The organism is Pseudoalteromonas xiamenensis (genome assembly GCF_030994125.1).
GTDB classification, from domain to species: domain Bacteria; phylum Pseudomonadota; class Gammaproteobacteria; order Enterobacterales; family Alteromonadaceae; genus Pseudoalteromonas; species Pseudoalteromonas xiamenensis_B.
On record NZ_CP099917.1, the window covers coordinates 419,596 to 433,635 of the forward strand.

Below are 14,040 nucleotides of genomic sequence, written 5' to 3' on the forward strand. Positions count from 1 at the left end.
ATCTGCTAAACTGAGGAAATGCGTTCAAACTCCTCGGTATTATGCGGGTAACCTTATTACTTTTCCTTCTAGTACTATCACGTTATTCATTTGCACACAGTGTCGAGTGGATCACGCTCGATTTTCCACCGTACTATATCGTAGATGACAAACGTGAAGGCTTGGGTCGAGATGAAGCCGTGATCCAACTTTTAAATCAAGCTCTGAAGGAATATACCGTAAGCTCTATTATGATGCCCGCAAGTAGAGCCATTTACGCGTTGAGAGATACTGATAAATTACGTTGTTTAATCTCGTTATACAAAACGAATGACCGAGCCCAGTATTTACACTTTTCTTCCGAGTACAGCACGATTGGCTTACCAATTACAGTGGCTCTTAAGCGAGCAACACTTAACAAGCTAAAACTTAAAGAAAACAGCGCTATTTCGTTAAAAATGCTCCTCAAAGATGATGCTTTACATTTAGGCTTCACCGAAAACAGAGCCTTTGGCTTGGAAATCGACAACGTACTAAAATCCGCTGAACAATCTCAACTTGAAGCTCGTCCTGGTGGTGATGCATTAAGAAGTCTGACTATGATGTTGTTAAAAGATCGTGTAGACCTCGTACTTGGTTACGCAAGTGAGCATTTTTACGCCAAGCAGCTACAAGACCCTGATGATGAGCTAACCCAACTTTCACTTACAGAAACACCTGAACTCAGTTTCGGCTACGTTGGATGCTCGCGCCATGAAGATTCTGTCGACTATTTGAATCGAGTAGATGAAGTTCTGCGCAAGCTGCACGTTGACAATCGGTTTCATGAAATTATGTTGCGCTGGCTTCCTGAAGGCTTGAAATCCAATCTGAACTACCATTTAGAAAAGTAACATAATCTCGTTTTTAGCGTATACCGATATTCATTTTAGGTTTGATTGGAGTAAAGCAACAGGCTTTCGCAAGTCACTTTACTCCTCTTTTCTATTTTGAATAGAAATAGCTTTTTTTAACCATCTGTATTTCAGCATTTTGCTGAGATTCAACGATAAATTCGATTGGGTGCGCTTTACTCTTTAGGAAACTCGCATCTGCTTTTAACGTTACAGGTACTAGCATCATAGCGCCTGCATCTATATTAATCTGCTTTGGCGCGCTTACCTCAACGTCTACCAACCCTCGTACAGAAACCGTGTAGGACATCGGTTGTTGTGTCTTATTCACGATGCTAAGTGTGTAAGGATTTTCCGCATACCCCATATAATCCATTCGATAAAGTGCGTTTCTATCTCGGATCACGGAAACTTCAATTGGCGTACGTAAACTCAACCATAAGAACATGACAACCAAAGTCAGCACCGTCAGACTGGCATAGCCGATACGTTTTAAGTTACCACTGCGACTCTTGATACCTAATGCACTGTTTTCACTTGAGTAAGCAATTAGATTTCGCGCGTAGCCAAATTTATCCATCGTGTCGTTACACGCATCAATACATAAGCCACAGTTAATGCACTCATATTGCAATCCATTTCGAATGTCTATTCCCGCAGGACAAACCTCCACACATAAATTACAATCGACACAATCACCCAAACCCTGAGATTTATGATCTGCTTTTCTTTTACGCGGGCCACGATGTTCACCTCGCGTTACGTCATAAGTCACAAGCTTCGTGTCTTTATCAAACATAACTGACTGAAATCGTGCGTATGGACATGCCACAGTGCACATTTTTTCGCGTAAAAATCCGGCATTTCCATAAGTGCAAAACATGAATAGCCCCACCCAAAAAGTGACAATACCTGACCATTCAAAATGGAACAATTCGCTATACAAAGTTCGCACCGGTATGAAATAGGACATGAAGGTGGTTGCTGTTAAAAACGATATTAACAACCAGGCGACGTGTTTTATGGTTTTTCTAGTTACTTTCTTTCTATCCCAACCCGCTTTATCGAGTTTAATACGTTGATTTCGATTCCCTTCAACTCGGTGCTCGACCCAAGTAAAAAGTAACATCCACACAGTTTGAGGGCATACATAGCCACACCAAACTCGACCCAACCAGTTTGTAATAAAAAACAAACCAAATGCCGACGCCATAAACACCCAAGCGAGTATCATCAGATCTTGTGGTAAAAACGTTGCGCCAAACACACGGAAATGTTGTGAACTCACATCGAGTAAGAATGCTTGACTACCATTGTAGTTTATCCAAGGGATTAAAATAAAACTTGCCATAAGTATCCAACTTAAATAACGACGTATTCTTTGGAACTTACCCTTTTGCTCACGTACATAAATTGCCGAATCTTGCTTGTAGGGCTTTATGATTAGGTTTTCTTCTTTAATATCAAATTTCATTGGCTTTACTTTTTCTACAAAGACTTACCTTCTAATGGCAAGTTTTAAGCCAAATCTAAAAGTTATTTATATTGTTATATTTCAACAGGTTAAAACTTGTAAAGCGAATTCAATATCGCGAAATATCACGTTTTCGCTAAATTTCGCGAATTAACACCTAGTTTCTTCATTTTTGAACGTAGTGTGCTTTCTGGCACGTCTAAAATTGTCGCGGCCCCCTTCGGACCAGAGATTCTGCCATCACAATAGTTAAGAACATTCACAATATGTTGTGCAATCGCTTCGTCTAGCGTTTGATTGGTTACAACATGCTGAGAAAACTCCTCAAGCAAAGGTGTTGAAAGTTTTAAAATGCCGCCATGATTTAAAATGGCTTCACGCTCAATAACATTCTGCAATTCCCGAATGTTTCCTGGCCAACTGTATTGCATGAATTTCTTCAATGCAGACTTTGAAATCCCGCGAAGTTTAGTACCAAGCTTATGATTAGTGAGCGCTAAAATTTCAGTTGCAAGTAAAGGGATGTCCTCAATTCTTTCTCGTAGTGGCGGTAACATTATTGGAAACACGTTAAGCCGATAGAACAAATCCATCCGAAACGTTCCTGAACCGACCATATCCAGTAAATCCCGGTTTGTTGCAGCAATTAGGCGTATATCTACTTTAATTGTCTGTTGCCCACCAACTCGTTCGAATTCACTTTCTTGAAGGACGCGAAGAAGTTTGCTTTGAGCTGCAAGAGAAAGTTCGCCAATTTCATCAAGAAATAAAGTGCCGCCGTGGGCAAGCTCAAAGCGCCCTTTCCGTCGTTCCACGGCCCCCGTAAAAGCCCCTTTCTCATGGCCAAACAATTCCGATTCCAGTAAGGACTCCGAAAAAGCTGCACAATTCACCTTTATGAAAGATTGGTTTTTTCTATTCCCTAAACGATGTAAACTTCTAGCAATCAGTTCCTTTCCTGTGCCATTTTCGCCTTGAATCAGCACCGTGCTTTCCGTTTTACTCACGAGTTCTACCTGTTGTAACACGTTTAAGAACCGCTCACTTTGTCCAACCATACCGGAACTACGCCAGTCTGCATTTAATTCGTTAGTCAGATACTCGTTTTCTTCTTGGAGTTGCTCGGATAACTGCTGAACTTTTGTTAAGGCATCACGTAACGCGTGTTCGGTTTGTGTTTGAATTGAAATATCGCGAAATATCGCGACAGCTCCGATAAGCGTATTGTCCTTCATGATGGGGGTCGTTGTATATTCCACGGGGAAGCGAGAGCCATCTTTACGCCAAAATACTTCGTTTTTAACGTTTCGGACGTTTCCATCTTTAAGTGTTTGATATATTTTGCAATGTTCTGCCGGATATACCGAACCGTCGGCATGACTGTGGTGATGATATTCGTGTATTCGCTTACCTATCAACTCAGATGCCATCCAACCTGTCATTTTCTCCGCCGCAGGATTAACAAATACGGCATTGCCCTCTAAATCAAAGCCGTATATGCCTTCTCCGACAGAATTTAATAAAATTTCGGGGTCGGATAAAAATTGTTTTAATGGTGAGTTCATAGCGCCGAAGTAATGTTCGTGAAATATCACGAAAATATAGCACAGCTGATGTTCTAAAGACTATGTTGTGATGCTAGGTATGCGAGTTGACCCACCCATTATTGTTGTCGAATCCAAATTTGCGTTTGTTCATTGCCCACTTGCTGTATCAATGTCATTTCACCGAGCACGCTTGAACTTGCCCCACCGACATCGTCATCTTCTGGTGGTTTTGGTTGACCTTTTCCTTTACCACAGGCAGTTATAAATACGAGTAGCGTTCCTAAAATAACGAGTTTTAGCTTAATCATCAGTAACTCCCACCCCAGCGATACGATAATTTTGGATACATTTGTAACCAAGATTATAGGCTGAATATGGCAATTATGCGATTGATGGCAATAACTAAAACTTTACGTGTGTTTTATACTCGCGGCTGAAAAACCAAAGTGCTTTTGAAATTGACGACTAAATGCGCTGACATCTTGGTAGCCAACTTCGTAAGCGATATCGTACAGTTTACGGTGTGGAGATGCCTTTATTTCGTGAATTGCAGCTTCTAATCGAGCGATTAACACATATTTAGAAGGCGTCATTCCATACAGTAATTTAAATGTTCGTATTAAATTCCGCACGCTCATCGAGCCAACCTTTGCCAAAGCGTCATTACTCAAATCACCGCCAAGATTAGTGCGAATAAACTGAACGACAGGATGTAAACGTTTACCAGCATGTAAGTCTAAAACATTCAAATCAATGAATTGTTCTTGATTCACGATTACGTCGGGTATCACTAACCATTTTTTAAGTTGTAAAAGTATATCTCGGCCAAAATGGCGTTCAACGAGGAAAAAGACGAGAGCTTGAAAACAGTGGGTCGCACCTGCAGTGATAAATTTACCCGAACGCACAATTGGCTTATCTAGCATCAGTTCTACACTCGGATAGCGTTGCGCAAAGAAACGTCTTAACCACCAACTTGTCGTGACTGTTTCAGGTAGCGTCGTAACGCAAGCCAACATCAAAGCGACGCCTGTACAAGAACCAGCCACAATTTGAGCGTTGTTGATTGCGTCTTTTAACGACGATTGACAGTGGCTTATCGACTGACTTTCCAATATCAAGTTTTCGGAACCTCTATAACGAGAACCTAAAAACCAAATAACATCGTTCTCTATCCCAAGATTGCTTAACGGTTCGCACGGCATTGATATACCCATACTCGTTTTTATTCGCGAACTTTGTGGACTGTATAACGTCACGGTCACAGCCAAACTTTCATCCTTTGCGATGAGGTTAGCGAAGTTAAAGTAATCAATTATTCCGGCGATTGATGTCGCAACGACTTCATCCAAAGCGATAAGCGCGATCTTCACTTGTCACTATTACCCATAATATTGTCATTAGCGCCAGTTTAGACCGAGTAATAAGCAATGTAAATTATGTACAACATCAAACAAAGGAGAATCACAATGTGGATTCAATACCCAATATTCGTTCTACTCTGCTTAACTATTACGCTTTGGTTAACAACATTTAAATTGCGACTAAAGGCTGTACTAAGTCGACAGATCACACCGCACGACCTTTTCTTTGCAAACACGCAAAGTTTGTCCAAACGAGCGATCTTGCTTGGAAAAAACTACGATAACCAATTTCAATTACCACTTCTTTTTCTGCTCGGGTTGTTCTTTGTAGAGTTGGAGCTGTTAGATGGATTATTTTGGAAAGTTTCCGCTTGGATATTTGTTGTTACTCGACTTTGGCATTCCTATGAGCATGTTATTGCCATGAATTTACGTAGAAGAACCATAGCTTTTACCCTAAACGCTTGCAGTGTTTTTACGCTCTGGATGGGGCTTATGATCTATATGGTACAGGTAACACAGTCTTAGTTTTCACAACATTATCCTTGGAGCTCATTAGATGTTAAAATTTCATTTTACGATTTTTGAGCTCTAAACGCGTGAACGACAAGCTTTATATTCCCGATCATTTTATTGAAGACGTTAAATCTTATCTCCCATCTCATTTGGCTATCGATGATTTCATTGAATATTGCAAACGCCCATTAAGGCGTTCCGTTCGCGTTAACACATTAAAAATGTCTGTGGATGACTTTAAACAATCGTGTTCTGAACGCGGTTGGTCTATAACTGCCATCCCCTGGTGTGAAGAAGGGTTTTGGCTTGAAAGAACGGCGGAAGAAGAACAAACCCTTCCAATCGGGAATACCGACTTGCACCTGAGTGGTTGTATTTACGTTCAAGAAGCAAGCTCGATGCTCCCACCCATGGTGCTCAGAGAGGCGCTTTCAGGTAGCCAAAAAGTCGTACTCGATGTCGCTGCAGCTCCTGGTTCTAAAACCACGCAACTTGCAGCACTGATGAACAATGAGGGTTTACTCATTGCTAACGAGTTCTCTTCTTCTCGTGTAAAAGTACTTGCTGCCAATTTAAAAAGAATGGGCGTTGCAAATACGGCGTTATCCCATTTCGATGGTGCTATATTTGGCGATTACATGTCGGAATGTTTTGATGAAATATTATTAGACGCCCCCTGTTCAGGTGAAGGAACCGTTCGAAAAGACGAACATGCTTTAAAAAATTGGTCTGTCGAATCCAACATAGACATCGCAGCAGTTCAAAAGCAGCTTATTGTGAGTGCATTTCATGCCCTGAAACCTGGTGGGCATCTAGTTTATTCAACCTGCACTCTTACCCCCATAGAAAATCAGCAAGTCTGCCAGCATCTTCTTGACTCATTTCCTAAGGGCGTTGAGATAGTTTCGTTGCACGCACTGTTTGAAGGCGCTGGGAAAGCAACGACAGACGAAGGCTACTTGCACGTATGGCCTCAAATATTCGATAGTGAAGGATTTTTTATTGCAAAGTTCAAGAAACTCGAAAGGGTAGAAAATAGCAATCAAAAAACCAAAAAGGGAAACTTCCCCTTCTCACCAGCGCCCAAAAAGGAAAAGCAGTTTTTTGATAACCTCATATCAAGTCAATTTGGTCTAAATACCTATTCTGGTAACTTATATGTGCGTGATAAAGAAGTGTGGCTGTTTCCACATGAAGCTACCGAATTACTCGAAAAAATTAAATATCAAAGAATAGGTATTCTCGTCGGTACGACACACAAAAATGGGATTCGACTAGAACACGAGTTAGCAACCGCTTTCGGACACCTCGCCACTAAAAACACCTACGCTTTATCTCAATCGCAGGCGATCGAATACTTTAAAGGTCAAGATGTGACGTTGGAAGACAACACGAATAACAAAGGTGAAGTGATATTAACGCTTTGTGGTGCACCAATTGGCCTAGGAAAATGGCAAGGTCATAAAATTAAGAACTCGTTACCAAGAGATCTCGTACAAAATGGGAACTTAATAAGCTGGGGATAACTTGGACACAAGTTTTTGATAAATTCTGAATAAAATTTCAAAATAAATTTTAGTTACTTGAATTTACTTAAGTTTAAAAGGTTTCAATTATTTGTATATTTTCTGACCTATTTACTACAATTAAAGAACTTCTACTTCTCCCTTAAAGTTGAAGGTGTTTAAGTTAGCGCATGGCTCTTTGAGCCTTCCCCTAAGCCCAGAATCTCTATTCTGGGTCTTTTTTATGCGAAAAAAAATAAAGATAGGTACAAATGAAAGGTAAAAGTGACCCTACATTTTGCGACATGGCAATAGCCGAGTTAGATCAGATACAGGCTTCCGTGGTCATGATGTCTACACTAGCGGGTTATGCAACTTCTTCACCTTCCACTTTTTGGATCGGTAGCTTAATGACAAACTCCACACCCTGCCCTTGTTTTGAGTGACATTTAATATCTCCTTTTAGAAGTTGCGTAACTAGGTTATACACAATGTGCATACCCAGCCCACACCCACCTTGATTGCGTTTTGAGGTAACAAAAGGATCAAAAATATTGGCGATTATTTCTGGTTTGACACCAACACCATTATCTCGATAGATAATTTCAACGTATTTGTTGTTTAGGTTTATTTCGGTCGTTACTTTCCCATTATCCTGTTTCTCAAAACCGTGGATCACTGAGTTATTAAGCAGATTCGTCAGAATTTGATAAATGGCACCTGGATAGGTAAGTAGGTCTTGACCTTCTTCTCCGGTCACTTCGACTTCGATGCCTTTACCTTTAATCATCGGACTCAACGAATCAAAGACATCCATGATGTATTTCTTAATATTTACAACCCGCTCTGTCTCACTGGATTGGTCAACAGCCACTTGCTTGAAGTTTGTAATAAGTGTTTGGGCACGATCAAGGTTTCGCATCACAAGGCCGTAACCGCTGTTTTGCTCTACAATAGACTTCTCTAACTCACTTTGTTTTAACGTTTTATTTTCTAGCTTTTTCTCGATTTGTGATAGGCATTCCATGTTGTAAGTTAACGCAGTAATGGCCACGCCGAGCGGCGTATTTATCTCATGCGCGACGCCCGCCACTAGATTACCTAAAGAAGCCATTCGTTCACTTTCAATCAGATCTTGTTGTGTACGTTTTAACTCCATCATAGCTTGTTCAAGTTTCTGGTTTTTCTTATACAATTCATCCGTTCTCATTGCGACTTTGATTTCTAATTGCTCATTGAGTTTTTGCAATGCGTCTTGATGTGACTTCAATTCTGTAATGTCTTTGAGAGCGCCTGCAATACGCGTTGCTATTCCATTTGTATCTCGTGTAACGACCTTCCCTCTATCCAACACCCATACCCAGTTGCCCGCAATATCCTTTACTCTTAGTGGCACTTCATAACTATCTACGATGCCCTTAATACAAGACTCGAGCTTGTCTTCCAACAAAATACAATCTTTTGGATGCACGTAACGACTCATGTCTTCTACCTCTAGGCGTTCGAAGGAATCCGCATACTCAATACGCGGTGTTACCCTGTGCCTAAATATCTGTTTCGTTTTTAAATGCCAATCCCAAAGCTCATCTCCGGAAGCCCAAAGTGACAACTCTAAGCGTTCTTGCAACTCGGTCATTTTCCTATTGTCATCCACTACTTGTTTATAGCGTTTTTGTCTCATCCGAAGGAATATCGCAAGTAATCCTAATAAAACGATTGAGTAAATCAATTTTGACCAAAAATTCCACCAAATAGGCGCATAGACTTTGATTGCAAATCGTTTGATTGGTGAGTGTTGGTTAAACCGGTTAACGGTATAAACCTCTACTTGGTAATCACCAGCTGATAGCTTGAGTAAGTTCACCTGACGTGTACCATTGGCCAAACGCAACCAAGTGTCGCTTAATCCGATAACGCGGTAGAAGTATTTAAGTTGTCTATCTGACGTAAATTCTAAACTTGAGAATTGGAGCGAGATAATATCTTGGTCGTACTGCAACTCAATATTGGACGTTAATTCTGGCGCTCTGCTAATTAGTCCCGTTTCACTCGGTTGAAGCTGTTCACCAAGTACTGCTATCTCGCTGATAATAAGTGGGTTTTGATATTCTTTTATGTTGATTTTTTCTGGGTAAAACTGATTAAATCCTTTTGACCCTCCCATAAAAACACGGCCATCCGGTGAAAACCACGCTGCGTTGTAATTAAACTCATAGTCTTGGACACCATCAACCGGTAGAAAGTTATAAATGGTGTAATCATTAACGTCTATTTGACTTAAGCCTCCACTGGTTCCAACCCAAACATGTGATTTTCCATCGAATATGACCGACCAAATTGCATCATTTGCAAGTCCATCCGTTTGGCGTAACGTTCGCTCAACGCTAAAACTGTTACTAACGATAGAAAGGCCTGCTTCACTAGCAACCCAAATTTTGCCTTTGTCATCGGCGACGATCATAAACACAATGTCTGACGCTAAACCGTGTTCTGTCGTTAGGTGTTCAATCCGACCATCTTGAAAACGGTAAAGGCCATCACCAACGGAACCAAACCAGAGAGTACGACCTTGAACCATGATAGACGTGACGTGATTTGGTGCTTTGATAGATAAATTTTTAAAAAATGGTTCAAAATGTTGAGTACGCTCATCAAATAAGAGTAAACCACTACCACGCGAACTCGTCACGATTGCACCATCGTACACATTGACATCATTGAAGTTTAATTCCGTTGCTGATTCAATTTCTGGTCGCCAATTTGACAACTCACTTGAATTTAAATCTAAACGGTATATTCCCGCACCTCGAGTCGTTATCCATAAATGCTGTCCGTGAATGAACAGTTTCGTGATAAATACATTTTCCAATGTAGTCATTTGCGGATAAATTTGTGCTGGTTTTATAAACCCAAAACCATCGAAGATTTTAGGTCCATCAGATGTGGCTATCCAAAGCGTACCATCTCCATCTAAGGCAAATCCTCTTACATCAGGAGAACCTATTGGGTTTTCGTTGTAATTAAACTCACCTACATGCCCAAAGGAGTCACTTAACTTAGACAAAAACTGCAATCCGCGTGTTTCGGTTCCAATCCAAAGGTCATCATCACTGTCACGCATGACAGATAGAATGTTATTGTCTTGTAACCCTTGCTGATATTGTTCCGTTTTCTTCCAATGGCGAATGACTTTACCGCTGAGATTGAGCAAGTACACCCCATTTTCCGTCGCAAGCGTTATTTGATCTGCAGATACAGTTAGGTCGTTTAAAACGGCACCTTCATCTGGATCGAATTCTTTTTGCCAAACCACTTTCTTCGAGTTTGTATCAAGAACAATAAGTGTACTGTGCTGATTGAAAAGATAAATTCGGCTTGCGGATATTTCAAATCGGCGAAAATTTCCCTCGAGTATCAATTCATGTTTGTCTGACACAGAATCAAAAAAGCTCAAGCTATCGTCTGTCAAATAGAAGTATTGGGATTCTTTGCGAACGACATTTTTGACTTGCAATTTTTCGAATGGCAATGCTTCAGGTTGAAGCGTTGTTACATCGAGTATATAGGGAAATCCAATTTCCGTACTGACAATTACTTTATTCGTTTTACAGTCAATATGTGCAACGCGATCTGATGCGATAGCGTCATATTCAGACGCCAAAAAGGTTTGAAAAATACCTAAATCTGTATGGTAAACGCTGAGCCCAGTGCTTGTTCCTATCCACAACTTGTTACTTTCGTGGCAAAGCGACGTAATAAATCCCCCGCCAAACTGTTTTTATTTTGTTGTTTTGAAACGAACTGCTTAAATTCATGTCCATCAAAGCGATTAAGTCCAGCTTGCGTCCCTATCCAAATGTAGCCAAACTGGTCCTGTGCAAGTGCGGTTACGCTGACCTGACTAAGCCCCGAGTCATAGTCATACCGTTTCATCACTTGAGAGGTATCCGAAAAATTCGGTGTACCCCAAGCTTGCAACGTCAGCATCGTAAATAAGATGGTGATGATTAGGCGCATAAGTTTTAAAGGACTAGTTAACCCTTTAACAACTATAGCAAACGGAAATTATTCTGCTCAACTATGAGCATTAATGACAGGTCTTCGCCTAAGATTTAAAAGCCTAGCTTATTCATCTAAATCGAATTGGCTCCAGCCGCCGTTACCATGTAACAGTTGGTATTTCTCAAGTGTTCCGTTATGCAGAGATACAAGACTTATCGAAGAGTCACTGACAAGGTATGTCTTTTTGCTACCTACTATAGGGTGTTTTTCAACATTCATTTGCCATCGCTTAGTAAATAAGTTTAACGGGCTATATGGGGCATACAGCCAACTATCTAGTTTATCTAACACCTTAATAAGCTTTTTGGGGAATTCATTTTTAATTCCAGATGCCGTTAACTGCCAAATTCGATTATCGTGCTTGCCAAAACGCGCTTTCACGGAAAAGCAAAAGGAGTAATGTACGTCTCCGGACAAGATGATTGTTTCATTTGGTGTATCTGGACGCCTAAAGATATCGAGAAGTTTCTTCGCCGCACCTTCGTGCGCCATCCAATTCTCAACATCGACGAGCAATGGCTCGCCACACGCATTAAATAGCGCTTGAATTGCCTCTATCGCTTTGACACCAAAAACGGGGGCTGGAGACACTAAAATGACTTGGTCGTGACTGACTAAATTTTGTTCGAGTTCGAGCAAACGATCCCAATCCATAAGACCAGATGGTTCGTTGAAATTATCATCATTGCGCCATCGATGCGTGCGTGTATCAAGTACAACCACTTTAGGCGTCGTGTTAAGACAATAGTGCCAACTATTAAAACGTTGCAATGGTTTCGAAAAAGATTTCCAATCCCAATGTTGGTCTTTTAATGCCTCGACAAAATTTAAGGTTAGTTGGTTGGTTGTTTCACCGGCATCGTTGCCTAAACCCTGAAATAACCAATAGGCAGTCATGCCGTTGCTGATGATCCGAGCACTTTGCGGGGTTTGATATACAGCCTGTTCCCATTTCGCGGTTAGATTCCAGTCGTCTGTTACATCATGGTCATCAAACATCATTAATGTAGATACGTTGGCAAATATTCGTTCTGCACGTGGTAAATCGTCAACATACCGTTTTATCCACGTTAACTCATGGTTAAAGTGAATTGCATGTTTTGCATTTGAGCCGATGTAATTGAGTTTCGAAAAATCAATCAATTGCCACGCTTCAGAAGACCATGTTAATAAATAAAGCGCTATAAACTCAGAAAGTGAAATCAGATGATTGCCTGCTTTCATGCTTGTGAAATGAGGTTCATCTTTTTTAAACCAATACCCTACACATAGTTTAGATCTGTTTTGCCATGGCGTTTTAGGTAAATAGTCCGGCCGATGATAAAGCTGCTCCTGAATGGACACTGGTAGCGCTAACATCGCATGTTTGTCGGGATATAGGCCTAAAAGTGCCGATAATTGCGTGATGGCGAGTAACATGGGACCTGCAACGTCATCTGCGTATATTTGATCTCCAGACATCAAAAGTAGTTGTGGCCCCAAATCTCCTCTTTGTCTTGCTGTTTCTACATATTGATCTGCAGTGCTTAAGCTATCACGGCTTTCGTGGTGAGGGTTACGACATGAACCATGCAAAACTTCTTCGAGTCGATTTGGAATAACAAGTTCAGGACTATCATTGTCGTAGGCGAGAAGGTTTAAATCTACTCTCTCATCGTCAATTAGAAGCTCATAGCTCAATTTAACGTCAACAGGAAATAGTTGTTTGGTTGGTACTAGCCTCAGAATATACAGCACGCAACGTTCACCGAGTTGAAGTTCGATGTCGTGCTGTTGAGCGCTGTATCCCGCTATGACGATTTTTGGATTACAACGTGTTGTCGTCACCAGTTGGAAGCACAATTGGTGAGCTTCTATACGCCTCACCATTGGCTTCAAAAGGATTTTCGGTAAGTTAGCTCCTTGCAAATACAGACCTCTACCTGATCACGCCTTTAAACAATGAATAAAAGTTGTTGGTCGTGGCTTCTGCGAGAGCTTGATAACTCAACCCTTTAAGATCTGCGATGAAATAGGCAACATCCTGAACATAGGCTGGTTGATTGGTTTTACCTCGGTGTGGCACTGGTGCAAGGTACGGTGAATCAGTCTCAATTAATAACCTATCTAACGGCAGATATTTCACAACTTCCTGGAGTTCTTTCGCGTTTTTGAACGTAACAATACCGGAAATAGAAATATAAAAGCCCAGATCTAGCGCTCGTTTTGCCATGTCTAGGTCTTCGGTAAAGCAATGTAACACGCCCCCACATTGGCTCGCATTATGTGCTTTCATTAATGCTATGGTATCGTTTCGCGCATCACGCGTATGGATTATGAGTGGTTTATCTAACTGATTTGCGACCTCAATGTGACCAACAAAGCTGTCTTGTTGGACTTGCTTCGTGTCTTGCGAATAATAGTAATCGAGTCCTGTTTCACCTATAGCAACAACTTTCTCATGCGACGCCAAAGCAATTAGTTTTTCTTTATCTAATTCAAATTTTTGGTCTAGCGGATGAACACCACACGAAGCGGAAACATCCTTATACGGTAGGATTCTTTCCAGCATCGTTGGGAATTGATCAAGTGTAACGCTTACACATAAAAAGTGTTCAACTTGTTTTGCACGAGCATTATCCAGTACTTCATCAAGCGAAACACCGAGTTTCTCCCAATCTAAACGGTCTAGATGGCAATGCGAATCTACGATCATAACTT

General features: G+C 41.0%; 11 protein-coding genes. 3 read left to right on the forward strand and 8 right to left on the reverse strand.

Annotated features, from left to right (window positions below; all coding sequences use genetic code 11):
- Positions 1-41 precede the first annotated feature (41 nt).
- The gene (locus NI389_RS01895; RefSeq protein ID WP_308361336.1) at positions 42-872 is read left to right on the forward strand and encodes a TIGR02285 family protein; all 831 of its coding nucleotides are present in this window, start codon (positions 42-44) and stop codon (positions 870-872) included.
- A gap of 91 nt (positions 873-963) precedes the next feature.
- Here the strand turns inward: NI389_RS01895 and ccoG are convergent, their stop codons facing one another.
- The 4 genes from ccoG to NI389_RS01915 all read right to left on the reverse strand — a co-directional run bounded on the left by ccoG (position 964) and on the right by NI389_RS01915 (position 5,266).
- On the reverse strand, positions 964-2,346 hold the full coding sequence (gene ccoG / locus NI389_RS01900) for a cytochrome c oxidase accessory protein CcoG (protein ID WP_308361337.1): 1,383 nt from the start codon (positions 2,344-2,346) through the stop codon (positions 964-966).
- A gap of 125 nt (positions 2,347-2,471) precedes the next feature.
- The gene (locus tag NI389_RS01905; RefSeq protein WP_308361338.1) at positions 2,472-3,911 is read right to left on the reverse strand and encodes a sigma-54 interaction domain-containing protein; all 1,440 of its coding nucleotides are present in this window, start codon (positions 3,909-3,911) and stop codon (positions 2,472-2,474) included.
- A 98-nt stretch (positions 3,912-4,009) separates the two neighbouring features.
- The gene (locus tag NI389_RS01910; RefSeq protein ID WP_308361339.1) at positions 4,010-4,201 is read right to left on the reverse strand and encodes a hypothetical protein; all 192 of its coding nucleotides are present in this window, start codon (positions 4,199-4,201) and stop codon (positions 4,010-4,012) included.
- Positions 4,202-4,303: 102 nt separating this feature from the next.
- Positions 4,304-5,266, reverse strand: a complete 963-nt coding sequence (locus NI389_RS01915) for a GlxA family transcriptional regulator (RefSeq protein ID WP_308361340.1) — start codon at positions 5,264-5,266, stop codon at positions 4,304-4,306.
- Between the two features lie 96 nt (positions 5,267-5,362).
- Here NI389_RS01915 and NI389_RS21075 point away from each other — a divergent pair, with 96 nt between their 5' ends.
- Both NI389_RS21075 and rsmF read left to right on the forward strand, forming a co-directional pair.
- Positions 5,363-5,785 (forward strand): MAPEG family protein, encoded by a 423-nt coding sequence (locus NI389_RS21075; RefSeq protein WP_372588610.1) that lies wholly within the window; start codon positions 5,363-5,365, stop codon positions 5,783-5,785.
- A 71-nt stretch (positions 5,786-5,856) separates the two neighbouring features.
- Positions 5,857-7,299 (forward strand): 16S rRNA (cytosine(1407)-C(5))-methyltransferase RsmF, encoded by a 1,443-nt coding sequence (rsmF, locus tag NI389_RS01920; RefSeq protein WP_308361341.1) that lies wholly within the window; start codon positions 5,857-5,859, stop codon positions 7,297-7,299.
- A gap of 346 nt (positions 7,300-7,645) precedes the next feature.
- Here rsmF and NI389_RS01925 read toward each other — a convergent pair whose 3' ends face one another.
- The 4 genes from NI389_RS01925 to NI389_RS01940 form a co-directional block, all read right to left on the reverse strand.
- Entirely contained in the window at positions 7,646-11,005 is a 3,360-nt protein-coding gene (locus NI389_RS01925) for a sensor histidine kinase (RefSeq protein WP_308361342.1), read from the reverse strand.
- Positions 10,996-11,295 carry a two-component regulator propeller domain-containing protein gene (locus NI389_RS01930; RefSeq protein ID WP_308361343.1) on the reverse strand — a complete coding sequence of 100 codons (300 nt, stop codon included), beginning with the start codon at positions 11,293-11,295 and terminating at the stop codon, positions 10,996-10,998. The genes NI389_RS01925 and NI389_RS01930 overlap by 10 nt, the downstream gene beginning before the upstream one ends.
- A 108-nt stretch (positions 11,296-11,403) precedes the next feature.
- The gene (locus tag NI389_RS01935) at positions 11,404-13,209 is read right to left on the reverse strand and encodes an alkaline phosphatase D family protein (protein WP_308361344.1); all 1,806 of its coding nucleotides are present in this window, start codon (positions 13,207-13,209) and stop codon (positions 11,404-11,406) included.
- Positions 13,210-13,258: 49 nt separating this feature from the next.
- Positions 13,259-14,035, reverse strand: coding sequence for a TatD family hydrolase (locus NI389_RS01940; RefSeq protein WP_308361345.1), 777 nt, complete (start codon positions 14,033-14,035; stop codon positions 13,259-13,261).
- Between the last annotated feature and the right edge of the window lie 5 nt (positions 14,036-14,040).